The organism is Oligella sp. HMSC05A10 (assembly GCF_001808335.1).
GTDB classification, from domain to species: domain Bacteria; phylum Pseudomonadota; class Gammaproteobacteria; order Burkholderiales; family Burkholderiaceae_B; genus Oligella; species Oligella urethralis.
Genome location: NZ_KV792907.1, coordinates 1 through 24,260, shown reverse-complemented (window position 1 = coordinate 24,260; position 24,260 = coordinate 1). Strand labels below are relative to the sequence as shown.

23 protein-coding genes and 1 tRNA gene are annotated in these 24,260 nt (G+C 47.7%); 18 read left to right on the top strand and 6 right to left on the bottom strand.

The window, feature by feature from the left end:
* Positions 1-90: 90 nt before the first annotated feature.
* The 3 genes from HMPREF3144_RS05055 (at position 91) to HMPREF3144_RS05040 (ending at position 3,388) form a co-directional block, all read left to right on the top strand.
* A complete protein-coding gene (locus HMPREF3144_RS05055) occupies positions 91-411 on the top strand; it encodes a SorU family sulfite dehydrogenase c-type cytochrome subunit (RefSeq protein WP_018025601.1) in 321 nt (106 codons plus the stop codon).
* A gap of 912 nt (positions 412-1,323) precedes the next feature.
* Positions 1,324-2,850, top strand: a complete 1,527-nt coding sequence (locus HMPREF3144_RS05045; RefSeq protein WP_070476745.1) for an aldehyde dehydrogenase family protein — start codon at positions 1,324-1,326, stop codon at positions 2,848-2,850.
* Between the two features lie 256 nt (positions 2,851-3,106).
* Positions 3,107-3,388, top strand: a complete 282-nt coding sequence (locus HMPREF3144_RS05040; RefSeq protein ID WP_036558216.1) for a hypothetical protein — start codon at positions 3,107-3,109, stop codon at positions 3,386-3,388.
* A 221-nt stretch (positions 3,389-3,609) separates the two neighbouring features.
* Here HMPREF3144_RS05040 and HMPREF3144_RS05035 read toward each other — a convergent pair whose 3' ends face one another.
* From HMPREF3144_RS05035 to gltX, 3 genes are all read right to left on the bottom strand, one after another.
* The gene (locus tag HMPREF3144_RS05035; RefSeq protein WP_070471350.1) at positions 3,610-4,176 is read right to left on the bottom strand and encodes a YggT family protein; all 567 of its coding nucleotides are present in this window, start codon (positions 4,174-4,176) and stop codon (positions 3,610-3,612) included.
* 148 nt (positions 4,177-4,324) lie between these two features.
* Positions 4,325-5,083 (bottom strand): hypothetical protein, encoded by a 759-nt coding sequence (locus tag HMPREF3144_RS11675; protein WP_083290390.1) that lies wholly within the window; start codon positions 5,081-5,083, stop codon positions 4,325-4,327.
* 67 nt (positions 5,084-5,150) lie between these two features.
* A complete protein-coding gene (gene gltX / locus HMPREF3144_RS05025; RefSeq protein WP_070476743.1) occupies positions 5,151-6,572 on the bottom strand; it encodes a glutamate--tRNA ligase in 1,422 nt (473 codons plus the stop codon).
* 166 nt (positions 6,573-6,738) lie between these two features.
* Between gltX and HMPREF3144_RS05020 the strand changes: the two genes are divergently transcribed.
* A complete protein-coding gene (locus tag HMPREF3144_RS05020) occupies positions 6,739-9,222 on the top strand; it encodes a bifunctional acetate--CoA ligase family protein/GNAT family N-acetyltransferase (RefSeq protein WP_070476741.1) in 2,484 nt (827 codons plus the stop codon).
* A gap of 101 nt (positions 9,223-9,323) precedes the next feature.
* Here the strand turns inward: HMPREF3144_RS05020 and HMPREF3144_RS05015 are convergent, their stop codons facing one another.
* A complete protein-coding gene (locus HMPREF3144_RS05015; RefSeq protein ID WP_036558224.1) occupies positions 9,324-10,007 on the bottom strand; it encodes an alpha/beta hydrolase in 684 nt (227 codons plus the stop codon).
* A 39-nt stretch (positions 10,008-10,046) separates the two neighbouring features.
* A complete protein-coding gene (gene yjgA, locus HMPREF3144_RS05010) occupies positions 10,047-10,595 on the bottom strand; it encodes a ribosome biogenesis factor YjgA (protein ID WP_036558226.1) in 549 nt (182 codons plus the stop codon).
* Between the two features lie 108 nt (positions 10,596-10,703).
* On the opposite strand from yjgA, the gene pmbA reads away from it, so the two are divergent.
* From pmbA to erpA, 7 genes are all read left to right on the top strand, one after another.
* A complete protein-coding gene (gene pmbA / locus HMPREF3144_RS05005) occupies positions 10,704-12,041 on the top strand; it encodes a metalloprotease PmbA (RefSeq protein WP_070476739.1) in 1,338 nt (445 codons plus the stop codon).
* A gap of 89 nt (positions 12,042-12,130) precedes the next feature.
* A complete protein-coding gene (locus HMPREF3144_RS05000; RefSeq protein ID WP_018025611.1) occupies positions 12,131-13,231 on the top strand; it encodes a TRAP transporter substrate-binding protein in 1,101 nt (366 codons plus the stop codon).
* Positions 13,232-13,407: 176 nt separating this feature from the next.
* The gene (gene rplM, locus HMPREF3144_RS04995) at positions 13,408-13,836 is read left to right on the top strand and encodes a 50S ribosomal protein L13 (RefSeq protein WP_018025612.1); all 429 of its coding nucleotides are present in this window, start codon (positions 13,408-13,410) and stop codon (positions 13,834-13,836) included.
* 9 nt (positions 13,837-13,845) lie between these two features.
* Positions 13,846-14,238: a 30S ribosomal protein S9 gene (gene rpsI, locus HMPREF3144_RS04990; RefSeq protein ID WP_018025613.1), complete on the top strand. Its 393-nt coding sequence runs from the start codon at positions 13,846-13,848 to the stop codon at positions 14,236-14,238.
* Between the two features lie 219 nt (positions 14,239-14,457).
* Entirely contained in the window at positions 14,458-15,516 is a 1,059-nt protein-coding gene (gene argC / locus HMPREF3144_RS04985; protein WP_070476737.1) for an N-acetyl-gamma-glutamyl-phosphate reductase, read from the top strand.
* A 1-nt stretch (position 15,517) separates the two neighbouring features.
* Positions 15,518-16,261: a DUF6776 family protein gene (locus tag HMPREF3144_RS04980; protein ID WP_018025615.1), complete on the top strand. Its 744-nt coding sequence runs from the start codon at positions 15,518-15,520 to the stop codon at positions 16,259-16,261.
* Positions 16,262-16,398: 137 nt separating this feature from the next.
* Positions 16,399-16,761: an iron-sulfur cluster insertion protein ErpA gene (gene erpA, locus HMPREF3144_RS04975; RefSeq protein ID WP_018025616.1), complete on the top strand. Its 363-nt coding sequence runs from the start codon at positions 16,399-16,401 to the stop codon at positions 16,759-16,761.
* Between the two features lie 23 nt (positions 16,762-16,784).
* On the opposite strand, the gene HMPREF3144_RS04970 is transcribed toward erpA, so the two are convergent.
* A complete protein-coding gene (locus HMPREF3144_RS04970; RefSeq protein ID WP_070476735.1) occupies positions 16,785-17,921 on the bottom strand; it encodes an anhydro-N-acetylmuramic acid kinase in 1,137 nt (378 codons plus the stop codon).
* 132 nt (positions 17,922-18,053) lie between these two features.
* On the opposite strand from HMPREF3144_RS04970, the gene tyrS reads away from it, so the two are divergent.
* From tyrS to HMPREF3144_RS04935, 7 genes are all read left to right on the top strand, one after another.
* Positions 18,054-19,280, top strand: coding sequence for a tyrosine--tRNA ligase (gene tyrS, locus HMPREF3144_RS04965; protein WP_048767846.1), 1,227 nt, complete (start codon positions 18,054-18,056; stop codon positions 19,278-19,280).
* Positions 19,281-19,316: 36 nt separating this feature from the next.
* Complete coding sequence (locus tag HMPREF3144_RS04960; protein WP_036558235.1) at positions 19,317-19,949, top strand: YbhB/YbcL family Raf kinase inhibitor-like protein; 633 nt, start codon at positions 19,317-19,319, stop codon at positions 19,947-19,949.
* A gap of 105 nt (positions 19,950-20,054) precedes the next feature.
* A complete protein-coding gene (gene glyA, locus HMPREF3144_RS04955; protein ID WP_018025620.1) occupies positions 20,055-21,299 on the top strand; it encodes a serine hydroxymethyltransferase in 1,245 nt (414 codons plus the stop codon).
* A 67-nt stretch (positions 21,300-21,366) separates the two neighbouring features.
* Complete coding sequence (nrdR, locus tag HMPREF3144_RS04950; protein WP_036558237.1) at positions 21,367-21,861, top strand: transcriptional regulator NrdR; 495 nt, start codon at positions 21,367-21,369, stop codon at positions 21,859-21,861.
* Complete coding sequence (gene ribD / locus HMPREF3144_RS04945; protein WP_083290389.1) at positions 21,845-23,032, top strand: bifunctional diaminohydroxyphosphoribosylaminopyrimidine deaminase/5-amino-6-(5-phosphoribosylamino)uracil reductase RibD; 1,188 nt, start codon at positions 21,845-21,847, stop codon at positions 23,030-23,032. The genes nrdR and ribD overlap by 17 nt, the downstream gene beginning before the upstream one ends.
* A 9-nt stretch (positions 23,033-23,041) precedes the next feature.
* On the top strand, positions 23,042-23,716 hold the full coding sequence (locus tag HMPREF3144_RS04940) for a riboflavin synthase (protein WP_070471365.1): 675 nt from the start codon (positions 23,042-23,044) through the stop codon (positions 23,714-23,716).
* A 59-nt stretch (positions 23,717-23,775) separates the two neighbouring features.
* Positions 23,776-23,863, top strand: a tRNA-Ser gene (locus tag HMPREF3144_RS04935).
* Positions 23,864-24,260 lie beyond the last annotated feature (397 nt).

The following is a 24,260-nucleotide window of genomic DNA, read 5'->3' as shown; positions in this document are numbered from 1 at the left end:
TAGGAAATTTGAGGGGTTATTGCAAAGGTCTCAACATGCAGGCTGAAACTCCTTGTTTTCAGCCTGCATGTTACGTTTAATCCGGTATTTATGAAACAATTATTAGTCGCTTTAGGCACCCTTATCGTATCATTCTCCAGTGTCACCGCATTTGCAGACGAAGCACGTTTGGAACGTGGCAAAGAGTTATTTATTAGTTCAGCGCAACCTATTCCCTGTGCTATTTGTCACACTCTCAATGATGCTGGCACCACAGGCACTATCGGTCCGAATTTTGATGAGTTAAAACCAGATGCAGAACGCATTCGCAGAACCATGCTTGAAGGCATGGGTGCTATGCCTTCATTTGAGGATATGGATGAAGACGATAGAGAGGCAGTTATCGAGTATTTAGTGTCAGCTACTCAATAGCATCATTTCACATGACATGATCTAAAGATCAAAACGCCCTATAACATCATATAGGGCTATAATTTAATTGTCGGTAGCTCTCAAAAGTCTGAATGTCAGACTTTTTTGACGGGCTGAGCTACTCCTTTGCTTTAAAGGGGTAAGACTGATACCAAGAGCAGATGAGATTGTGGACATTTGTCGTAAAACAAAGCAAGCGATTGTTAGTCTTCGGCGAGCGTGTCGACAACTTTCCCCGATATTGAACTATGATGAGTCAACTTGTACTTGCTCACTCAACTTTATCTCGAAGCACTTGGTCTTAATTGTGCGGCGTAATCATTGAACATACATGGCTAAGCCAGATAATTCTTTTTAACCATCTTTCGATCCAGTGCCGTCGCAGGAATCCATTCGGAGCCGGCGGGACGCCCTTTCTTTTGACTGCGTGCTTTATAAACGTAAAACTTCGCGACTCGGGTTGCGCAAGGCGCACATCATAACACTGTCGCATCAGCTGGTACGTACTGCTTAACACGTATTATGAGCAACACTTATTTTTTTGCTAAAGACTTCTATGGCCGACCTCTGTTTATTAAACAGGTTAATGGTCATCACCATATCCTGGGTGAGCAGACGAAGCTTAAAAAACCGAACTTTATAAGCCTGATTGACCATAAGCTCAATTTTTGACAGAGTTATTCGTTTTTTATTTGCCAATAATATTGCATACCCAAGAACCAGTCCATTGAACGTGATGACCACGTCACCTTGTCAACCTGACTGAGCGTTTGATTGAGTGGAAGAAGACAGGTCGCTTTCCAGCTTAATTGACATTTTGTTCATATAATCCCTTATTTCATTTCGCAATGACTGTGTTAGCATGATTTGGAGATTCTACCCATCACTTCATCTGGTTGCAGGAGGTTAGCTATGAAAGTCATGGATCTACGCAGTGTTGGTCTTGATATGGATTTCCCATTCAAGAAGCGTTATGAAAACTACATTGGCGGTAAGTGGGTGCCACCGACCGCGGGTAACTATTTTGAGAATATCAGCCCAGTTAATGGTCAAGCCTTTTGTGAGGCCCCACGATCTGATGCTGATGATATCAATTTAGCCATTGATGCAGCCGAGCGAGCGTTCAAGGGGTGGGCTAGTACACCCGCCCAAGAGCGTTCTGCCGTGCTGTTACGCATCGCCGATCGCATGGAGCAAAACCTTGAGCTGCTAGCGGTTGCAGAAACCATTGATAATGGTAAGCCTTTACGTGAAACGATGGCGGCTGACTTACCACTCGGTATCGATCATTTCCGTTATTTTGCGGGTTGCCTGCGCGCCGAAGAGGGTGCCATCTCTGATATTGAGCCAAATACCGTGGCTTATCATTTCCAAGAGCCAATTGGTGTGGTGGGGCAAATTATTCCGTGGAACTTCCCACTCTTGATGGCGTGTTGGAAGTTGGCGCCTGCCTTAGCAGCGGGTTGTACCATTGTGATGAAGCCGGCGGAGCAGACGCCTGCATCGATTCTCTTATTGATGGAGATTATCGGTGATTTATTACCGCCAGGCGTTGTTAATATTGTGAATGGCTTTGGTAAGGAAGCGGGTGAGGCCTTAGCGACTAGTCATCGTATCGCCAAGATCGCCTTTACCGGTTCAACCACAGTCGGTCAGCATATTTTACGTTGCGCTGCGGATACTTTAATCCCTGCCACGGTTGAGTTAGGCGGTAAGAGTCCAAACATTTTCTTTGAAAACGTGATGGATGCCGATGATGCTTTCCTCAATAAGGCGCTTGAGGGTGCTGCGATGTTTGCACTTAATCAGGGTGAGATTTGTACTGCACCATCACGCCTTTTAGTTCAAGAGTCAATTTATGAGCGCTTTATTGAAAAAGTGATCGCACGCGTTGATGCCATTAAAAAGGGTAATCCACTCGATAAAACAACCATGGTCGGTGCTCAGGTGTCTGAGGCCCAGCTTAACCGTATTCTAGGCTACATTAACCTTGGTCGGGATGAGGGCGCGACGGCTTTAATTGGAGGCGAGCGCAACCTACTTGGTGGTGAGTTAGATAGTGGTTATTTTGTGAAACCTACGATGCTCTTAGGGGACAACAAAATGCGCATCTTCCAAGAGGAAATTTTTGGTCCTGTTGCTGCCGTGACTACCTTCAAAGATGAGGAAGAGGCGCTTGCGATTGCTAATGACAGTATCTTTGGTTTAGGGGCTGGGGTTTGGAGTCGTAATGGTTCACAAGCCTATCGTATGGGTCGTGGTATCCAAGCCGGTCGTGTATGGACGAACTGCTATCATATGTATCCTGCACATGCTGCCTTCGGTGGTTATAAGCAATCAGGTATTGGTCGTGAAACCCACAAGATGGCGCTAGCGAACTACCAGCAGACGAAGTGCTTATTAGTGAGTTACAGTGATGATGCCTTAGGCTTCTTCTAATTGTGTAGCGCTCGCTTAAGTTAAACCCCAAAGTCCGACATAGATTTTGGGGTTTTCTTGTATTAAGGGCTTTTCTCGGCACAGCTACCAGTGGTTTTATCGCCTTTGCAGATCCTTGTTTACTGCTGTTTGCGTGAGCGTTGTCGAGCTACAAAGTAGCAGTGGTATTAGGAGTGATGCTAAGATTGGTGATAGAAACCATAAAAATAGTGCATCAATTGCCAAAACTTGACTTTAACGGTGTGTAGCCTAACTTATGAATAACTATCTAGAACCACTAAACGACGAATGGGATCAATTTGCTTATTTCGGTATTAAGCCTGTTAGATACAAAAGCACTGACTCAGACCAATTCTATTGGTTAGTGAGAGAGATAGATCTTGAGACACTGCCTTTTTATGATTTCTGGAAAGAAAGTGCCTATGGTTCAGCGTGCATGCCTGATGAGCAAAACCCTGGCAAAAGCCTAGTCTATGTTCATGATTGGGAAGCATTTTGTAAGCTATTTATTAAAACCGGTAAACACCGATTTAACTAATAAGTTGATTAAGATTTTTAGTCGCTCTTAAGGGCATCCCCACTTGTGCAAAGTGATTAATCACCGTTGACGACAGTCTTAATTGGATAAGCTTTACACCTGTTCCAATGCAATACCAAGACCTAAACACTCATGCCATGCACGTATAGCACCCCCAAAATAAAAAAGCGCCAATAGCATGACATACTAGGCGCTTTGCTGATAAGAGTTGGATCTGCAAACTAAATAAAGGCTTTGACTAAGGGGGACTCAATTCCCTTTAGACCGGCTAATAACACCTGACATACAATCGCTACCACCATCGGTGATAAATCAATGCCTTGCATGCGATTTAATAGCGGCAAATTACGGATGGGCGTAAGAATCGGTTCCAGTAAGGCCTTAAAGAGGGTGATCGCTGGTGACATGGGGTTAATCCACGACAAAATGGCATAAAACAGGGTCAACCAAAAAAGTAGGTTTAGCGCATTTTTAGCTAAAAGCAATAAGCCTTCAAACGGCAAATAGCTCAAAAGGGCTTGCGCTTGACTGCCTAGGACAATGAAGAGTGCCAATAATAGCTGCAACACACAGGTTATGTAGGCAGCGAGTAGGGAGGCTGTATCAATGCGACGGGTCACTGGGAGGATTTTGCGTAAAGGCACCACGAGCCAACTGGTGAACTGAGTGACATTGGCAACTAGGGGGTTAAAGGCTGGTATACGCAAGTAGTAAAACCATGCGCCCAATAGTAATGCAGCACAAAATAGGGTGCCTATAATCTGGATTAAGAACAATATCATCGTCATATACTAAGTCTCTTAAGGCAAGGGCTGCTTAAAAATAAACTAGCCGACTGAGTCGTCGGCTAGTAAGCAAAACCGGGTCAATCAATTAGCAACTATTTTAGCAGATCGATTCGCACCGAAATTTTTAATTGAGCACCGTCCCGGACGATTAGTCATTGCTATTGCTTTTGCCCACCGGGAACGGCCATTTAGGTTTAGCCGCTTCATTGGGCACACTGACTTTACGTGTTACCACGGCTTTAGCAGGGGTTGGTGGGTTATCCACTGGTTTATCCGCTGGCGCTTTTTTAACGGCGACTTTTTTAGTTGCCGCCTTTTTGGCCGGTGCTTTTTTAGCTACCGTTTTTTTAGCGGTGGTCGTTTTTGTGCTTACTGCGCTTTCAGTAGCCTCAGGGGTAAGCTCAGTCTGGGCTGCCGTCTTCGTTGCGGCTTTGCTAGCCGCAGTTTTTTTCGCAGCTGTCGTGGCTTTCTTGGCAGCTGTCGTTTTTTTCACGGCAGGTGTAGCTTTCTTTGCAGCCGTTGTTGCTTTTTTCGCTGCAGTGGTGATTTTCTTCGCCGCTGCTGTTTTGGCTGTGCGCTTAGTTACTGTTTTAGCGGCCGTTGTTTTGCTGGCTGCCTTCTTTGCTGGTGCCGCTTTAACTGTTGCTTGCTTAGTGGCTGTCGTCGTTTCAGTCTTGAGCTCTTCAGCAGTGCTGTTGGTAGCAGCAGCGGTTTTTTTGGCTGCCACTTTTTTGGCGGCAGGGCTTTTAGCAGCACTGGCTCGGGTCGTAGTTTTTCGTGCCGTGGTTTTCTTTACGGTTTTTTTGGCTGCCGTGGTTTTTGTAGCGGCAGTCGTTTTAGTCTCGACCTCATCCGTAGCCGCTACGGTTGCCGCTTTGGTGGCTGCGGTTTTTTTGCTGATCGCCATTGAAACGCTCCTTGATTAGTTAATCGTCTAACTTAAGATTACTGTATTTTTAAGTTCAAATCACTGATTATTTAATGTGCTGCTCTGATAACACCTGCTGCAGACGCGCTAACACCACATCACGACCTAGTAGAGCCAATACGGCATCAACCGATGGGGTCTGCTTTTGACCCGTAATTGCCACTCGCAGTGGAATACCGAGCGCAGGCATTTTGACCGCTTTGGCCGCAAGGGTCTCTTTAATCGCGGCTGCTAAGCTCTCGACTGACCAGTTGTTTAACTGCTCGGCGCGCGCTTTAAAATCCGCTAAGATAGCAAGCGCATCAGGCGTTAGGACTTGCGCTTTAAGTGCCTCATCCGCTGCTTGATAAGGGCCGAAGAAGAGCATGGCTGAATCTGCTAACTGCTCTAGGGTCTCGGCCCGATCCTTAAATAAATTAAGAATAGCCACCGTCTCAAAGCCATCGGTCTGACCGCCACGGGCTTCAATGCGTGGTAGCACAGCCTGCATCAGCTCCTCATCGCTAAGTTGCTTAATATAGTGGGCATTGAGCCAGTTTAGCTTTTTAGGATCCCATTGCGCAGCCGCTTTGGAGAGGTTGTCAGTATTAAACCATTCGATAAATTGTGCGCGACTGAAAATCTCATCGTCACCATGACTCCAACCTAAACGAGCTAGGTAATTGACCATGGCCTCAGGTAGGTAGCCCTCATGATGGTATTCCATCACACTGACGGCACCGTGTCGTTTGGATAGCTTTTGACCATCCGGCCCTAAAATCATCGGCACATGACAATAGACGGGGATCGTGGCGCCCAAGGCTTCTAAAATATTAATCTGACGCGGGGTGTTATTGACATGGTCATCGCCGCGAATCACATGCGTGATCCCCATATCCCAGTCATCCACCACCACACAGAAGTTGTAAGTGGGGCTGCCATCGGGACGCGCAATAATCAAATCATCCAACTCGGCATTGGCAATCGTAATAGGACCTTTAACCATATCGTCCCACATCACAAAGCCATCTTGAGGATTTTTAAAACGCACCACCGGCTGTCGATCGGCGGGAATCGGTGGGAGTGTTTTGCCAGCTTCAGGGCGCCAAGTACCATCGTACTTAGGCTTTAAACCCTTAGCGCGAGCAGCCTCACGCATGGCCTCTACTTCCTCGGGGCTACTGTAGCAATAATAGGCCTTACCCTCATCAAGTAATTGCTGGATGACCTCTTTGTAGCGCTCGAAATGCTGTGTTTGATAGAAGGGACCCTCATCATGATCTAAATCTAGCCACTGCATCCCCTTTAGAATAGCCTCGACCGCTTCAGGGGTGGAGCGTTCTAAATCGGTATCTTCAATTCTTAAAATAAACTGACCCTGATGGTGACGGGCAAAGGCCCAAGAAAAGAGGGCGGTACGTGCACCACCTAAATGTAAATAGCCAGTTGGGGAGGGGGCAAAACGAGTTCTAACGGTAGCAGTTGTCATGATGTTAAATCGGTTTAAATCTAAAATTTCCTCACGCAGTAAGGTGGCGTGATGTTAGTTTTAATTGTACGCTTTACATTGTAAAATAGGAACTATCATACCATTAAGATGCAACATAGCTGAGCTTGAGTTGCTCCCTTATCGCCAATTAGCTGACATTATTCTTATGTATAAACATCGACTAGCCGCCTTATTTGATCCTAGCTCCATTTTGGTGATTAGTGATATTGATTTGCCCCTCTCTAAGTACATTGCAGGTCGCTCCCGGCGCCAGGTTGAGTGGCACCGCTGGGATATAGCCTCACAGCAAGAGGTGGTAAATGTCGGCACCAGTCTGCGGGCGGACACGCCGGATGATACCTTGGAGGCTCCTGATCTTGCCTTAATCTGCTTAGCCTCTAAAAAAGTTGAGCTAGCGCTACAACTACTGTCCAAAAGACGGCCTAAAGCCTTAATTATCCTGCCCTATACCGATATCGATGCCGATGCGCTTAGCTTAGCGCCTAGGATTAAGGCCTGGGCCCAGGAGCATCAATGCCTCTTGTTGGGACCACGTAGCTTCGGTGTGCAGCGTCCGATGCAGGGGCTGAATTTTAGTCGTATCCCCTTAGTGCATCGCGGTAAGGTGGCGGTTGTCTCACAGTCACGGATGATTTTAATGTCTGTCTTAGACTGGGCTGCCGAGTCCGGTGTCGGTGTGTCGACAGCGGTGTCCACGGGCGAGGTCCCAGGGGTGAGCTTAGCGGAGATCATTGAGTACTTGGCGGGCGACACTTACACCAGCAGCATCGTGTTGTATTTGGATAAGTTAACTCAAGGACGTGCTTTACTCAGCGCCTTAAGGGCAGCAGCGGCGGTTAAACCGGTGGTGGTATTCCGTGCGGGGCGTATGGATAGCGAGCTGTTGGGTGAGGACGTGGTGTTTGATGCGGCCGTTAGGCGCTCTGGTGCGGTGCGAGCCAATTATATTCTGGAGCTTTTCTCGGCCCTGAAGACCGTTAACCATATTCGTAAGCCTAAAGGTGGTCGCTTAGCTATTTTAGGTAATGGCCGTGCACAGACGCAGTTACTTTGGGATGTCTTGGGTTCAGCCGGTGAGGCGGCACGCCTTGGCTATTTATCACCAGACACACAGCATACTTTAGCGGTGCATTTGGGTCCCGGTTCGATTACGACTAATCCGGTCATCGGGTATAAGCCATTTAGCAGTAGTAGTTTAGTGGCTGCCTTAAAAATATTGGTTGACGATCCGGCGATTGATGCGGTGATGCTGATTTTAGCGCCCGATGAGGCGAGCGATATGGAGGAAATCGTGCGCGGCTTGGCGGAGTATGCGCCTAAAGCACCCAAGCCGATATTTACCACGCTCTTTGGTGAAGAGATTATGCATCCCTTAAGGCAGATTATGGATGAAGCGGGTACGCCAGCCTTTAGAAATCCGGAAACTGCGTTTTTTGGTTTTAATACGATTAATGCCTATCACTATAACCAGCAGCTATTACAGCAGGTGCGGATTCCCTTATTGGTCAACACAGAACCAGATAAAGAGGCGGTGCAAACACTTATTGATAAGGCGCGGGCTGAGGGTCGGACGGCGCTCAGTTTAGAAGAGATACGCAGTATTTTCCGTAGCTACAATGTCGATATGCTGTGGGCGGATGAGATGGACGAGCATCGTGAGGAAATTGACGATGAGGCTCCTTTTGCGCGTGTGATGGTCAAGCGAGATCCGATTTTCGGGCCATGGATTTATTTTGGTGAGGGTAAGCATGAGGTGCGTATTTCAGAGCATGATCATGGGCAAGATTTGCCACCCTTAAATGCGTTTTTGGCAGCGCAACTCATTGAGCGTAGTCGTTTTTGGCGTTTAGAATTGCATTTTTATGCAGAAGAACATCATTTTGTTAAGTTGCAAAAGCTGCTTGAAATCGTCAGTGATTTGGTGAGCGAGCACCCAGATATTGAAACGATGGAAATTAATCCTATTGCTTTAGGGTTAAATAATCTCATTGCCGATAGTGCCAAGATCAGTCTTACGGCGGAGCCACAAGCGAAGACTGTCGAAAGTCGCTACCAACATTTGGCGATCCATCCTTATCCTCATTATTTGGTTGAGCATAAGGTGTTTCAGGACGGTATACCGTGGACCTTGCGACCGATTCGTCCAGAAGATGCCGAAGCGCTACAAAACTTTATTCGCAGCTTATCCGACAGCTCGCGTTATATGCGCTTTGTGTCAATGATGAGTGAATTAACGCCAAAAATGCTAACGCGCTATACCTATGTGGATTATGACAAAGAGCTAGCCCTAGTGGCGACTACCGAGGTGCCTAATCCAGCGAATCGCGGCCTGCCGCAAGAGGTCATTATCGGTTTAGCCCACTATTTACGTAATAACGACGGGGTCGGTGCTGAGTATGCCCTAGTTATTTCGGACGATTGGCAGCGCCGTCGTTTGGGGCATTCGCTGATGTCAAAGCTAATCGAGCTAGGTCGACAGCAGGGCTTGGAGTATCTGGAGGGTATTGTGCTTAGCAATAACAAAGCGATGTTGAGTCTAATGACTGGCTTGGGCATGATAAATGATCCTGACCCGGAAGATCACAGCGTACGTCGAGTATGGATGCCTTTTAAGCAGCGCACGGAGTAGCTCATTAGCTCTTAGGGGGCTCGCTGTCGTGAGGAGCGGCGAGGGGCGATAAAAAAACCTGCTTATTCATACGATAAGCAGGTTTAATCATGTAGTTCAGCTTAGTTCGCGTGGGCGCTCAAGAAGTCGTTAATGTCGCGAATTTCTTCGGCGCAAACCTCGTGTTGCATCGGGTAATCATGCCATTCTACCTCATAACCCCATTCACGCAGTTGATCGCGACTTTGTTCGCCGCGCGCCATTTGCACCACTGGGTCAAGGGAGCCATGCACCATTAAAATCGGCGTGTTTTGATTGGCCGCATGACGCTCCTCAGCCGTTTGTTCGAGCAATGGCAGATAGCCTGAGAGGCCGATTACGCCGCCAAGCTTTTTAGGATAACGTAGGCCAGTCGCTAGCGCCATAGCGCAACCCTGTGAAAAGCCCGCCAAGAAAATGTTTTCAGAAGGAATACCACGTTCAATTTCACGCTCGATCAAGGCATTAATATCCTCAATTGACTTGCGAATGCCCGTTTCATCTTCGCGCACACCACCAATATCCATGGTGAGGAGATCGTACCACGCAGGCATCACATAGCCGTTATTGATAGTGACGGGAATGGAGGGCGCATTGGGGAATACAAAGCGGATGTTTAAGGCCTCCGGTAAGCGAAAGTAGGGCGGTACTGGCACAAAGTCATGTGCATTAGCCCCTAAACCATGCATCCAAATCACGCTGTGGGTGGGTGCGGCATCCTTTTTAGGATGAATTAACTCAATACAATTTAACAGTTCTTGACTCATAAAAACACTTCCTTAATCTAGGGTGAGGCGTAAGAGGTTTTACTCTATCACGTCCTTGAGAAATTGGAATAAAGCTCGGTATTGCTTACGTTGTGGTGTTTGATTCTCGCTTAGCTGAGCGTTTTGCGCCTGCTCCTTGCGAGCGGCACGCACCACACTGCGGAGGGCTTGAATATCAAGCTGTGGGTATTGTTCGATAAACTTCGTCACCTCCTCATCGCTTTCAATTAAGCGCTCACGCATTAATTCTAATCGATGGAAATGATCATTTTGCTCCTTGGAACCATGCTTCCAGGTGTGCAACAACGTTTTAATCGTCTCCAGATCGGCTTGGCGCAAGAGCTTTGCGGCATAATGCGTCTGGCGTCGCTTAGCGCCATGGCTTTTGAAACTTTTTGCTTGCTCCAAGGCGCGCGTCATTTCCTCCTCCAGTGGGAGTTGACGTATTCTATCCACAGAGAGCTCAATTAATTCCTTGGTTAAATCAACAATGGCATGTAGTTCACGCTTAACCTGCGACTTACTAGGGCCGTCATAGCCGTTGTCATCGAAGCTTGGGTCGTTGTTGTGCTCGGATTCTATTGTCATAGAGGTATTAAAAGGTTTATAAAAACGTGTCAGTCGTATATGATAGCCTGAGAGCTAAATTGATTGGTAAAAAACCATCCATCCTATTTACAAGGTAGTTGATTTTTAATGAGTGTTAGCAGTTCAGATTTTGAGTTAATTGTACAAAAGGCCTTAGCCAAAGCCAAAGAATTGGGGGCCAGTGATGCGTCCGCAGGCGTGTCCGAATCGGCTGGTTTAGTGGTGGGCGTGCGTCAGGGGCAAGTAGAAACCATTGAGCGTACCCGCGATCGTTCCTTAGGGGTGATGGTTTATCGTGGTAAGGCGCGCGGTTCGGCCTCCACCTCGGATTTGAGTGATAAGGCTTTGGCAGAAACGGTTGCTGCCGCCTGGAATATCGCTCGTTATACCGCAGAGGATGAGGCTGCTGGACTACCGGACCCGCAGGACTTAGCGACGGATTTTCGTGATCTGCAACTTTATAAGCCGTGGGATATTGATCCTAGTAGCGCCACGGAATTGGCCTTGCAGGCAGAAGAAGCGGCACTCGCATCGAGTGACAAAATCACGAATAGTGAGGGGGCGCAGGTTAATACCGGTAGCGGTCGTTTTGTGATGGCTAATAGTGCGGGCTTTATGGGTGGTTATCAGTATAGTCAGCACGGTATTTCCGCTACTGTGATTGCCGGCAAGGGTGACGGCATGCAGCGTGATTATTGGTATACCGCAAATCGCTATCCAGAGCGTTTGCAATCGCCCCAACAGGTGGGTGAGATAGCAGCGCAGCGCACGGTCAAGCGTTTAAATGCGCGTAAGCTACCCACAGGGCGCTATCCAGTGATTTATGAGGCTCCGCTAGCCATTGGTTTAATCGGGCATTTGGCGCAGGCTATCAGCGGTGGTCTGCTGTATCGTAAAAGTAGCTTTTTACTCGATTCCTTAGGCACTGAGTTGATGCCCTCGCATCTTACTATCCATGAGGATCCCTTTATTTTGGGTGCCATGGGTAGTGGCACCTTCGATAATGAGGGGGTTGCCACGACGGCGCGTGATTTGCTTAAAGACGGTATTTTGCAGGGCTATTTGCTGTCAAGCTACAGTGCGCGTAAATTAGGCATGCGCACTACTGGCAATGCGGGCGGATCGCATAATTTGATTATGCAATCGAGCTTGACCCAGCCTGAAGACAGCTTAGCCGCATTATTAAAGAAAATGGATCGGGGTTTATTGCTCACCGAGTTAATTGGCCGAGGGGTGAATTATGTGACCGGTGATTACTCCCGTGGCGCCTTTGGTTATTGGGTGGAAAACGGTGAAATCCAGTATCCTGTGCAGGAAATTACCATTGCTGGTAACCTACGGGAGATGTTTCAGCAAATACAGGCCGTTGGCGCAGATCAAATCACGCGTGGCGCTAAAACCAGTGGTTCCGTACTGATTGAGCAGATGGCGGTTGCCGGTGCCTAAGGGAGCCTAAAAGTAGGGTAAATCGCTAAGGTACAAGTCAATAATTTGTGCTAGCATATTTCGCATATTTTTAATAGGAGTTCTGATTTATGGAAAGACGTTCGTTTCTGAAAAAAGCTGGTTTAGGTGTGGCAGCGGCCGGTGCAGCTACCGTGACGGCACCCGTTATTGCACAAGATGGTCCTACGGTACGTTGGCGTATGGCCACCAGTTTCCCTCGTAACTTGCCTGCTTTATACGGTGCAGCGACTCGTTTCTCCGAGTACGTCAACAAGATGACGGACGGTAAGTTCCAAATTGATGTATTCCCAGCGGGTGAGATTGTGCCAGCCTTTGAGGTGTTGGATGCAGTTTCTAATGGCACGGTTCAATGTGGTCACACATGTGGTTACTACTACTTTGGTAAAAAGCCTGCCTACTGTTTTGATACCGCCGTACCTTTTGGTTTGACAGCTCGTCAGATGACCGCTTGGTTAATTGAGGGTAATGGCATGAAACTGCTACGGGAGCTTTTTGCCGAGGTTAACGTGGTTAACTTCCCCTTAGGTAATACCGGTGCTCAGATGGGTGGTTGGTTCCGTAAAGAGATTAAGTCCTTAGACGACCTTAAGGGTGTTAAGATGCGCACCGCCGGCTTTGCGGGTGAAGTCTTATCTAAAATCGGTGTGGTACCACAGCAGTTAGCGGGTGGTGATGTGTACCCTGCACTTGAAAAGGGTACCTTGGATGCGGTGGAATTCGTGGGCCCGTTTGATGATGAGAAATTAGGCTTTGTTAAGGTAGCGCCGTATTACTACTACCCGGGTTTCTGGGAGGGTGGTCCAGCCGTTTCACTTTATACCAACAAAGACGAATACGAGAAGTTACCAGAAGTGTATAAAGCGGTACTTGAGACAGCCTCTTTCCGTGCTACCAATGATATGTTGGCAATTTATGACTTTAATAACGCCACCTCACTCCGTAATTTAATTGCTGAGGGTGCTATTTTAAGAGAGTTTCCGCGCGATATCTTGGAAGCGGCTTATAAAGCCACGGCTGAGCTCTACAAAGAGTACTCAGAAAAAGATGAGATGTTTAAGCGCTTACATGATGACTACATGGCTTACCGCAACTCGGTAGCGCCTTGGTTTAACGTGCTAGAGACCTCCTATACACGCTTCCTTGCCTATGCGATTAATCGCTTAAGCTAAAGCGCAGATTCTGTATAAAAACAACGCTAAGGGGTTGATATCATTTCCTTTAGCGTTTTTTGTTTTATAAAAAAATAATTTATGTTATTATAGTCGGCTTACTCAGCTTGTACTGCCAAGTGTTTAATAATGGCATGGCGAGCATGAGCTTTTTAACTTTTAAGGATAAAAAAATCATGAAGACTTTTGTGGCAAAACCCCATGAAGTCAAACGTGACTGGTATGTTATCGATGCAAAGGGCAAGGTTTTAGGACGTGTAGCCAGCGAAGTTGCACGCCGTTTGCGCGGTAAGCATAAGCCCGAGTATACCCCTCACGTTGACACAGGCGATTACATCGTGATCATCAACGCAGCCGATGTTGTAGTTACCGGCGCTAAGTTTGAAGATAAGAAGTACTATCATCACACTGGTTATCCAGGCGGTATCCGTGAGACGAACTTCCGCAAGATGCAGGAGCGTTTCCCTGGTCGTGCCTTAGAAAAAGCAGTTAAAGGCATGTTACCTAAGGGTCCTTTAGGTTACGCTATGTTCAAAAAACTCAAGGTATATGCAGGTCCTGAGCACCCTCATACTGCCCAGCAACCTCAACAGCTTGATATTTAAGGATAAGTCATGATTGGTGATTGGAATTATGGCACGGGTCGTCGCAAAACCTCGGTTGCTCGTGTTTTCTTGAAAAAAGGTTCTGGTAATATCGTTGTTAACGGTAAGTCGCTTGAGGAGTACTTCGGTCGCGAAACTGGTCGTATGATTTCTCGTCAGCCATTAGCTTTATTGGATATGTTGGAGAGCTTCGATATCCAGGTTAACGTTCACGGCGGTGGTGAGAGCGGTCAAGCGGGTGCGGTTCGTCACGGTATTACACGCGCATTAATTGACTACGATGCCTCTTTAAAGCCTGAGCTTTCTAAAGCTGGTTTTGTTACTCGTGATGCACGTGCTGTTGAGCGTAAAAAGGTTGGTCTACGCGGCGCACGTCGTCGTAAGCAGTTCTCTAAGCGTTAATTTTACGTTTATCGATTTGCTACAGCAAAGAGCCGCTACCTGTATTGGGTGGCGGTTTTTTTATGGGTGGCGTTTAATGTGGTATGGTAGCGCTTTTAGCCCAACTGAGCGAATCCTCACGACTTAGTCTTAGCGATCCTTTACAATGAAGGGATCAAATCATAGTAGTGTCTACCAGTGTATAGGCGCTTATTTTTTAGATTACAGGACAGGAATTTTATGACGGCGGCTCATCAGAAAATCAACGTTGGCATTGTCGGTGGTACAGGCTACACAGGCGTGGAGTTGTTGCGTATTTTGTCGCAACATCCGCAGGTGGAATTAAAAGCCATTACGTCCCGCAGCGAAGAGGGCGTGGCAGTAGCAGATATGTTTCCGAGCCTGCGCGGCAAGGTGGATTTACGCTTTGTGACGCCAGAAAATGCGGCCTTAAATCAATGCGATGTGGTGTTTTTTGCGACGCCCCATGGCGTGGCCATGTCTCAAGCTGAGGAGTTGTTAGCAGCTGGCGTCAGGGTGATTGATTTAGCGGCCGACTTCCGCTTACAGGATACCGCAGTGTTTGAAGCATGGTATAAGCTGCCACATCGCTGCCCCGAGCTGTTGAAAAATGACAGTGTTTATGGCTTAGTTGAGATCAATCGTGAGCGAATCAAAAACGCTAAGATCATTGGTAATCCCGGTTGTTATCCGACTACCGTGATTCTAGGTTTGGCCCCCTTATTAGAGCAAGGTCTTATCGAACTGGATGGGATTATTGCTGACTGTAAATCCGGTGTGTCGGGCGCTGGGCGTGGCGCCTCAGTCGCTAATTTACTCTCTGAGGCGGGTGATAACTTTAAGGCTTATGGCGTGAGCGGCCATCGCCACCACCCTGAAATCAGTGAGCAGTTGCAGCAGCTTGCTGGTGCGCCCGTAGGTCTGACCTTTGTGCCGCATTTGGTGCCGATGATACGTGGCATGTTTTCGACCATTTATGTGCGTATTAAGCCTGAGGCGAGAGCGATGGATTTTCAAGCGCTGTTTGAAGCGCGCTATGCTGGCGAACGTTTTGTGGATGTGATGCCTGCCGGCAGTCTACCCGAAACGCGTAGCGTGCGTGCCTCAAATAACCTACGCATTGCGCTATCACGCCCGGGTGATGGTGATACCCTGATTATTTTAGTAGTGCAGGATAATCTGGTGAAAGGTGCAGCAGGTCAAGCGGTCCAAAATATGAACTTGATGTTTGGCTTGCCTGAATCTGAGGGTCTGGAATTTGTAGCGGTACTGCCATAGTATGTTGGCGCGCGTCTTTTTATTGCTGCTGGGTGTGGCGATTGGTGGTGGCTTAACCTTCTACCAACAGCGGGCAGAGCATTTGCGTGAATTGGATCAGTTGCAGCTCAGCTTAGAAGAGCGATTTCAGCAAGCAAATGAGCAAGCGACGATTAATTTGCAGGCGCTTGAGCATCAGTATAATGAGCAAAAGGCCAAGGCACTCTTGGATAATGCGATGATTGCTCAATATAGCCGTGAAATTGTTAGGTTGAATGACGAGCTCACGCGGCTAAATGGCGAATTAGCCTTTTATGAGGAGATGATTCCAGCCGGGCCTGATGGCGCTATCAGCCTACGAGCCTTTGAGGCGCAGCAAGAGGGGCGCTATATTAGTTTTAAGCTGATGCTCTCCGTCAGCGGGCGCGGTTTGCAGCAACCCTTTGTGGGTCGTTTGCAATTCACTGCGCAGGGTGAACGTGATGGCAAACCACAGACTATCACGTTGTATCCCGAGGTGGTGCCGAGCGTTGCGACTTCATCAGACAGCGGATCCTTAATCGGTAGCATTGCTCAAGCAGGCGCCGAGACCAAGGGGGCTGACTTGAAAAGCGCTCAAATGAGCCCCATCTTAGAGCTTAACTTTAGTCGCATTCAGCGTCGCGAAGGCTTATTGGCGATCCCATTTGGCTTTACGCCCAAGGAGATTACACTGAAGGTGCTAGAGGGCAAGAGTGTTAAGCTAAGCAAGACGATCTCATTATAAGTGATTGTATTTTAAAGATATTTTAATATTAAAACCACTATAGTGATAGTGGGTATAGCGGGGACCTTATCGACCCTGTGGTAGAATTAGTAACGCATTGATTTTATGCGCAAGAAAATAGCGCATTGGAGCAAGATATGAGTATTGAACAGGTAGATTTACAAGCACCTAGTAGCCCATTAGTTTTTACAGATGCCGCTGCTGACAAGGTGCGCGATTTATTAATTGACGAGGGTAACCCTGACTTAAAGCTACGCGTGTTTGTGCAGGGCGGTGGCTGTTCAGGTTTCCAGTATGGCTTTACCTTTGATGAAGATGTGGATGAGGAAGACACACAAATCAATAAAAACGGTGTCACCCTATTAGTGGATCCGATGAGCTTCCAGTATTTATTTGGGGCTGAGATCGACTACAAAGAGGATATTGAGGGTGCGCAGTTCGTGATTCGTAATCCGAATGCCGCAACCACCTGCGGTTGCGGTTCGTCTTTTTCAATTTAATCCCTAGTCGCCACAGCGCTGACTTATGCTGGATAGAGGGAGCCTGCTACGCTTGCGTGGCGGGCTCCTGTCATTTCAGGTGTGCATACGGGTAGACGCTCCCTAAAAGCCCATGCAAGCCAAGCAAAGGCGGTGGACTCCATCGCTTGCGTAGCTATGCCTAAGGCATCACTCCGCAGTACCGAATAGGGTAAGGCGCGGGCCAATTGACGCATAATTTCCGGATTCGCTGCGCCGCCGCCAAAGACAATGAGCTCTTCGGTGTCACTGGCATAGCGGGTTAAACTATCCACAATGCAGCTAACGGTAAAGGCAGTGAGGGTGGCTTGAATATCCTCCGCTTTGTAGGAATGCACGGTGGGATTGAGTTCAAAAAAAGCCGCTAGCTTCTGCTCTAACCACGTACCATTAAATAAATCGCGGCCAGTGGATTTAGGCGGTGCCGCTTGCAGCCAAGCTTCGCTACTTAAGAAAAAGTTCAGCATTGTCTGATTGATTTCACCCTGTGCGGCCCAGCGACCGTCCTTGTCAAAGCGTTGTCCTAAGTGCTTTTGGCACCAATAATCCAGCAGCATATTGCCTGGGCCGCAATCGAAACCAGTGGTGGCCTGTGCCGGGTGCAGTAGGCTGAGGTTGCTAATGCCGCCGATGTTTAAGAGTGCACGCGCTTTATGCTTATCGTGGAAAATGGCGTGGTGAAAGGCCGGAATCAGTGGTGCACCTTGACCACCGGCAGCAATATCCCGGCTTCTGAAGTCAGCAATCACATCAATGCCTGTAAGCTCAGCCACCAAGGCTGGGGCATTTAGCTGAATGCTGTAGCCGTGCTCGGGACGATGGCGCACGGTTTGACCGTGAATCCCTAGCGCATTAATCTCCTCAGCGACTAAGCCATTTTCCAATAAAATAGTTTGCGTTACCTCGGCATATAAGCGAGCAAGTTCCAAGGAGACCTCAGCCGCAATACGTAGCTCATCTGGACCACTTTGATTTAACCTTAAAATAATCTCTCTCAAACTCAGTGGAATATCAATGCTGCTCGTATTGATCAATTGCACGGTTTGCTCTGCCGTGGGCTCTATTCGAATCAATGAAGCATCCACCCCATCCGTACTGGTGCCGGACATGATGCCGATAAAATAAGATGACTGTCGGTTCATAAAATGCGCCTTGGGAAGCAATAATCCCGCATAATAAAGGGTATAATTTAGCACATAATAGACAAAGTGCCATGACGGTCCTTTGTCACTGAAAATTTGTACATCTATAAACGTTTTGGAGTTTATTTATCCATGTCTGAGCAAGAAATTCAGATCAGCCAAGAAGTAAAAGACGACATGCGCACGGTGTTGCGTGGCTGTGATGAGCTGTTAGTCGAAAGCGAGTTGATGCAGAAAATGCAACGTAGCAAGGATACAGGCGTGCCGCTACGGATTAAACTAGGCTTAGACCCGACTGCACCGGATATTCACTTAGGTCATACGGTAGTGCTTAATAAAATGCGCCAATTACAGGATTTGGGTCACCAAGTGATTTTCCTGATCGGTGATTTTACGGCGACGATTGGTGATCCGAGTGGTCGTGATACCACACGTCCACCACTTACCAAAGAGCAGATTCAGCTGAATGCTAAGACTTATTATGAGCAAGCCTCGCTTATCTTGGATCCAGAGCGTACCGAGATTCGATATAACTCAGAGTGGTGTGATAATCTATCTTCACGCGATATGATTTCCTTAGCATCACGTTACACTGTCGCCCGCATGTTGGAGCGTGATGACTTTACCAAGCGCTATAAGGGCGGTGTGCCGATTTCTATTCATGAGTTTATCTATCCCTTATTACAGGGCTTTGACTCAGTGCAGCTTAAGAGTGATATTGAATTAGGCGGTACTGACCAGAAGTTTAATTTATTAGTCGGTCGTGATTTACAGCGAGAGTTTGGGCAGGAGTCGCAGTGTGTGCTGACAATGCCGCTACTCGAGGGCTTGGACGGGGTTGAGAAAATGTCTAAGTCTAAGCATAACTACATTGGTATTACTGAGGATGCCGATAGTATGTTCGGTAAAATCATGTCAATCTCAGATGAGTTGATGTGGCGCTATTATGTTTTATTGTCACGTCTGAGTCTGGAGCAGATTGAGGCTTACCGCAAAGAGACCGAAAATGGTCGTAATCCACGTGATTTCAAGGTGATGCTAGCGCAGGAAATCATCACGCGCTTCCACAATGCAGCTGCCGCTGACAGTGCCTTACAAAAGTTTGAGGCACGTTTCCGTGACGGTCAGATTCCGGATGAGATGCCGGAGGTTGAATTAGCAAATGGGCCTTTATCCATTGTTCACGTTTTACGTGATGCCGGTTTAGCGAGTTCAGGTTCTGAGGCCACGCGTAATATTCAGCAGGGTGGGGTACGTATCGACGGTCAACGTATCGAAGATCGAGCACTGCAATTAGCTGCTGGTACCTACGTGGTACAGGTTGGTAAGCGTAAGTTTGCGCGTGTGACAATTAAGTAGTACGAGCAATCAAGCCATCATATTTGGAGGTGTGTTATGAAGTTAAGTAGTCAATCCATTCAACCTAATCAGCCGATTGATACGCGTTTTGCCTTTGGCAAAATGGATAAGCAGTCTAATATTGCCTTATCCTCCAATATCAATCCTCACTTTAGTTGGACTGATGCACCTGCCGGGACCAAGTCCTTTGTGATGGTTTGTGTGGATACGGATGTGCCGAGCAAAGCGGATGATGTTAATCAATTGGATCGCGAGGTGCCGGCAGACTTACCGCGAGTGGAGTTTTATCATTGGGCCTTAATTGATATTCCGGCAGATGCCACTGAAATCAAAGAGGGTGAACATTCTAAAACCGTCACGCCTAAGGGTAAAGGCGGTCCGTCTGCGCCTAATGATTTGCGTCATGCGATTAATAATTTCACCGATTGGTTTGCGAGTGACCCGGATATGAAGGGCGATTATTTTGGTTACGATGGTCCTTGCCCACCGTTTAATGACTCGCTAATTCATCACTACCATTTCACCCTCTATGCCTTGGATGTGGAAAAATTACCGCTGGAGGGTAATTTTACATGTGCCGATGTGGTAAAAGCGATGGCTAATCATATTTTGGCCTCAGACACAATCACTGGCACTTATACCTTGAACCCGCGTTTGGCCGCTGAATAAGCGGATCTAAGGCCATCAGCATAGCGAATCTCAGCGCATTGCGCTGGGATTCATGATAGTTTGAAATTCATTTACCCTATTTACCTATCATTAGGAGTTTTATCAATGTTTGACCGTAGCAATACTTTGGATAAAGTTGATCCAGATTTATGGGCAGCCATTCAAAAAGAGGATGAGCGTCAGGAACAGCATATCGAATTAATCGCTTCTGAAAACTACACTAGCCCTGCGGTGATGCAGGCTCAAGGCTCACAATTAACCAATAAATACGCTGAGGGTTACCCTGGCAAGCGCTACTATGGTGGTTGTGAGTATGTCGATATTGTTGAGCAATTAGCGATCGATCGTTTAAAGCAGCTCTTTGGCGCTGAAGCGGCTAACGTTCAGCCTAACTCAGGTTCGCAAGCCAATCAGGGAGTTTATTTGGCAGTGCTACAGCCGGGCGATACCGTTTTAGGTATGAGCTTAGCTGAGGGTGGTCACTTGACGCACGGTGCGCCGGTTAATGCCTCTGGTAAGCTCTACAACTTTGTGCATTACGGTCTAAATGATAAAGAAGAGATTGATTACGATGAGCTTGAGCGTTTAGCACAAGAGCATAAGCCTAAATTGATTGTGGGCGGTGCCTCTGCCTATGCCTTAAAAATCGATTTTGAGCGCATGGCTAAAATCGCCAAGGATTGTGGCGCCTACTTTATGGTAGATATTGCGCATTACGCTGGTTTAGTGGTTTCAGGTCAGTATCCTAACCCCGTACCGCACGCTGACTTTGTGACCTCAACAACGCACAAGTCGCTACGTGGTCCTCGTGGTGGTGTGATCATGATGAAAGCTGAGCATGAGAAAAAAATTAATTCAGCGATTTTCCCGGGTCTTCAAGGTGGTCCATTGATGCACGTGATTGCTGGTAAAGCGGTTGCATTCAAGGAGGCGATGGCGCCTGAGTTCAAGGCGTGGGGCGAGCAGGTAATTAAAAACGCCAAGGTACTTGCCGACACCTTAACTGCACGTGGTCTACGTATCGTCTCAGGCCGCACCGAGAGCCATGTGATGCTAGTGGATTTACGTAGCAAGGGAATTACTGGTAAGGTAGCCGAAGAGGCTTTAGGTAAAGCGCATATTACGGTTAATAAAAACGCCATTCCTAATGATCCAGAAACACCGTTTGTTACCAGTGGTATTCGTATTGGTTCACCTGCGATTACGACACGCGGCTTTAAAGAGGCTGAAGCTGAGCTTACGGCTAATCTGATCGCTGATGTGTTGGAGCATCCGCATGATGAGGCCTTCCTTGAGGAAGTGCGCGCCAAGGTTAACGCCTTGACGGCGAAGTTCCCCGTGTACAAATAAGCAACTCGCAGCTTTTAATACAGCTCATCTTGGGGTAAAACGCAAGGTGAGCTGATTCTGTACAGTTATGAAATGTCCTTTTTGCGGTAAGACAGATACTCAGGTCGTTGACTCTCGTTGGCAAGACGAGGGTAGAGTGATTCGTCGACGTCGTCGTTGTCCTGATTGCGAAAAGCGATTCACAACCTTTGAACGAGTCGAAAAGGTGATGCCGATGGTAGTTAAGCGCGACGGTAGACGAATCGAGTTTGACTTATCAAAGCTTGAAGCCAGTATGAATATGGCCTTACGTAAGCGGCCGGTTAGCACGGAGGCGCGTGAGAATGCACTGCAGGTCATTCAGGATGCTGTCTTTAATATGGGCGAAAAGGAAATTAGCACTGAGACCGTGGGTGAACTGGTGATGCAAACGCTTAAGGAGCTGGATCAGGTGGCTTATGTGCGTTTTGCTTCGGTCTATCAGAGCTTTGAGCATATTGATGAATTTGTTAAGGCCATTAGCGAGATGCAGGGTCAAAAGCATGGCATCACCAAACTAAAGCATCATGAATCCAAGTCCTGAGGCACTGCTACGACAGCAAGATGAGCAATGGATGCGAGAGGCTATCCAACTTGCTCACTCTGCGCTTTATATTACCTCACCGAATCCTCGCGTCGCCTGTCTGATTGTGCGAGACGGTCGGGTGGTGGGTAAAGGCTGCACCCAAGCGGTCGGTCAGGATCATGCGGAAGTGCAGGCAATCAAAGATGCTAAGGCTCGAGTGCCTGCGGAGGCGTTACGGGGCGCCACTTTTTACGTGACGCTGGAGCCATGTAGTCACTATGGTCGTACACCACCGTGTGTGGACGCGGTGATTGCATGCCAGCCTGCTCGGGTGGTCATTGCGATGCGTGATCCCAATCCCTTAGTGGCTGGGCGTAGTATCACCAAAATGCAGCAAGCGGGGATTGAGGTGCGTAGTGGTATCCTGGCAGAAGAAGCATTGGCGCTGAACCCCGGCTTTATTTCGCGGATGGTGACTAAGCGCCCATGGTTGCGTAGCAAAATAGCTTGCTCCATGGACGCTAAAGTCGCCCTTGCCGACGGTGAGTCGAAGTGGATTACTGCCGCAGCAGCGCGTGCTGATGGTCAGCATTGGCGTGCCCGTAGTTGCGTCGTTTTAACCGGTATCGGTACGGTGTTGGCAGATGATCCTTTATTAAATGTACGTGCAGTAGAGACACCACGTCAACCGATTCGAGCGGTGATTGATCGTCGCTTCATCATCGATGAAAAGGCGGCATTATTTAATGGTGACCCGGTTTGGTTGTTTGTGGAAGACAGAGCCTTAACGGCAGCGGAGCAGCAAAAAGAGGCGCGCTTAGTGCAGGAGAAAAATGCACGGCTGATTAAGATACCGTTGAGTAATAGCGATGGCGCTAGCGAGGCATTGGATTTACACGCTGTGATGGCGTATCTGGCGGACAATGAGATAAATGAAGTGCATTTAGAAGCGGGTCCGCGATTAAATGCGGCCTTTCTAGAGGCAAATTTAATGGATGAAGTGCTCATGTATATGGCACCAAAAATCATCGGTCCAGGCAGAGAGGCATTTGCGCTATCACCTTTGCAACGCTTAAGTGAGGCCAGGCAAATGGTGTTTTTTGAACAACAGCTTGTGGGCACGGATATACGTTTAAGCGCACGGGATGCACAACGTTGGCAAGCAATGTTGGCAGCGATTTCTGAATAGGTTAAAGGGATGTTTACAGGGATAATTACAGGAATTGGTCAAATTACTAAGGTCACGCCCTTAGGGCATGAGGGTGATAAGGATAGCGGTGTGCGTGTGCATATCAATGCCAATGGCTTTGATTTAAGTCGCACTAAGCTGGGCGATTCAATCGCTATACAAGGTGCGTGTATGACCGTGGTGGCTTTTGATGAAAAAAGCTTTGAGGTCGAAGTGTCGCGTGAGTCCCTTAATAAAACGGTCGGTTTGGATCGTATCGGTGAGGTCAACCTGGAGCATGCCATGCGTCTGGGTGATAGCTTAGACGGGCATATCGTCGCTGGTCACGTGGATGGTAAGGGGCTGGTAAATAGCTTTCAGCCAGTCGGTGAGTCGCATGAGCTGAAACTAGAAATACCTGCTGCACTGAGTAAGTACCTGGCCTATAAAGGCTCTGTGCTCGTTAATGGCGTCAGTCTGACGGTCAACTCTGTGCATGATCTACCCTCCGGTGGCTGCGAGATTAGTATTAATTTAATCCCTCATACCTTGGAAGTCACTACCCTCAAGCACTTACAAAAGGGTGCCGAGGTAAATATTGAGGTGGATTTATTAGCGCGCTACGTGGAAAGAATTTTAAGCTTATCCCCTAGCGATGGTGCGATTGATATTCATGAAAAGGCGTTTTTTAATTGTCGATCGTAGTGTTAGGTGATATAATTCTTGGCTTAATGTCATTATCATCTGATATGATGGTATAGATAGGATTGGTGGCCGAGTGGCTGAAGGCGCACGCTTGGAAAGCGTGTATACGGAGACGTATCGAGGGTTCGAATCCCTCTCAATCCGCCAAAGAATTTATACAAGCAACGTTAAAGTTGCTTAGAAACTTATAAAAACCCCGCTAAAACAAAGGCTTAGCGGGGTTTTTTGTATTTAAAACAGTTGTATTAAGAATGGGGTAGGTTCACGGGGCTTAAAGGTGGTGCAACGCATCGAGCCGATTAAGAGTCCGCTTGGACCAGGTGACTACGCAATCACCCCACCGAAATGCGCTTGTTGTGATGGTGGACAAGATAGTGCTGTAGAGGTAACTATCTAAGATAATCACGTGACGAAATGACTAGGCCTCCCTGCTTCTCTACACATAGAAGACAGGACACAGAGGGAACGACTAGTGAAACGTTAATAATCAAGCTGACCGGCCGGAACAGACGGCAGAAAAGAGACTGGACGCTATATGTGATCC

What these genes read in the sequence shown, in the direction of transcription:
- HMPREF3144_RS05055 (WP_018025601.1), top strand. Translation starts at nt 91, where the DNA reads ATGAAACAATTATTAGTCGCTTTAGGCACCCTTATCGTATCATTCTCC.
- HMPREF3144_RS05045 (WP_070476745.1), top strand. Translation starts at nt 1,324, where the DNA reads ATGAAAGTCATGGATCTACGCAGTGTTGGTCTTGATATGGATTTCCCA.
- HMPREF3144_RS05040 (WP_036558216.1), top strand. Translation starts at nt 3,107, where the DNA reads ATGAATAACTATCTAGAACCACTAAACGACGAATGGGATCAATTTGCT.
- HMPREF3144_RS05035 (WP_070471350.1), bottom strand. Translation starts at nt 4,176, where the DNA reads ATGACGATGATATTGTTCTTAATCCAGATTATAGGCACCCTATTTTGT.
- HMPREF3144_RS11675 (WP_083290390.1), bottom strand. Translation starts at nt 5,083, where the DNA reads ATGGCGATCAGCAAAAAAACCGCAGCCACCAAAGCGGCAACCGTAGCG.
- gltX (WP_070476743.1), bottom strand. Translation starts at nt 6,572, where the DNA reads ATGACAACTGCTACCGTTAGAACTCGTTTTGCCCCCTCCCCAACTGGC.
- HMPREF3144_RS05020 (WP_070476741.1), top strand. Translation starts at nt 6,739, where the DNA reads ATGTATAAACATCGACTAGCCGCCTTATTTGATCCTAGCTCCATTTTG.
- HMPREF3144_RS05015 (WP_036558224.1), bottom strand. Translation starts at nt 10,007, where the DNA reads ATGAGTCAAGAACTGTTAAATTGTATTGAGTTAATTCATCCTAAAAAG.
- yjgA (WP_036558226.1), bottom strand. Translation starts at nt 10,595, where the DNA reads ATGACAATAGAATCCGAGCACAACAACGACCCAAGCTTCGATGACAAC.
- pmbA (WP_070476739.1), top strand. Translation starts at nt 10,704, where the DNA reads ATGAGTGTTAGCAGTTCAGATTTTGAGTTAATTGTACAAAAGGCCTTA.
- HMPREF3144_RS05000 (WP_018025611.1), top strand. Translation starts at nt 12,131, where the DNA reads ATGGAAAGACGTTCGTTTCTGAAAAAAGCTGGTTTAGGTGTGGCAGCG.
- rplM (WP_018025612.1), top strand. Translation starts at nt 13,408, where the DNA reads ATGAAGACTTTTGTGGCAAAACCCCATGAAGTCAAACGTGACTGGTAT.
- rpsI (WP_018025613.1), top strand. Translation starts at nt 13,846, where the DNA reads ATGATTGGTGATTGGAATTATGGCACGGGTCGTCGCAAAACCTCGGTT.
- argC (WP_070476737.1), top strand. Translation starts at nt 14,458, where the DNA reads ATGACGGCGGCTCATCAGAAAATCAACGTTGGCATTGTCGGTGGTACA.
- HMPREF3144_RS04980 (WP_018025615.1), top strand. Translation starts at nt 15,518, where the DNA reads ATGTTGGCGCGCGTCTTTTTATTGCTGCTGGGTGTGGCGATTGGTGGT.
- erpA (WP_018025616.1), top strand. Translation starts at nt 16,399, where the DNA reads ATGAGTATTGAACAGGTAGATTTACAAGCACCTAGTAGCCCATTAGTT.
- HMPREF3144_RS04970 (WP_070476735.1), bottom strand. Translation starts at nt 17,921, where the DNA reads ATGAACCGACAGTCATCTTATTTTATCGGCATCATGTCCGGCACCAGT.
- tyrS (WP_048767846.1), top strand. Translation starts at nt 18,054, where the DNA reads ATGTCTGAGCAAGAAATTCAGATCAGCCAAGAAGTAAAAGACGACATG.
- HMPREF3144_RS04960 (WP_036558235.1), top strand. Translation starts at nt 19,317, where the DNA reads ATGAAGTTAAGTAGTCAATCCATTCAACCTAATCAGCCGATTGATACG.
- glyA (WP_018025620.1), top strand. Translation starts at nt 20,055, where the DNA reads ATGTTTGACCGTAGCAATACTTTGGATAAAGTTGATCCAGATTTATGG.
- nrdR (WP_036558237.1), top strand. Translation starts at nt 21,367, where the DNA reads ATGAAATGTCCTTTTTGCGGTAAGACAGATACTCAGGTCGTTGACTCT.
- ribD (WP_083290389.1), top strand. Translation starts at nt 21,845, where the DNA reads ATGAATCCAAGTCCTGAGGCACTGCTACGACAGCAAGATGAGCAATGG.
- HMPREF3144_RS04940 (WP_070471365.1), top strand. Translation starts at nt 23,042, where the DNA reads ATGTTTACAGGGATAATTACAGGAATTGGTCAAATTACTAAGGTCACG.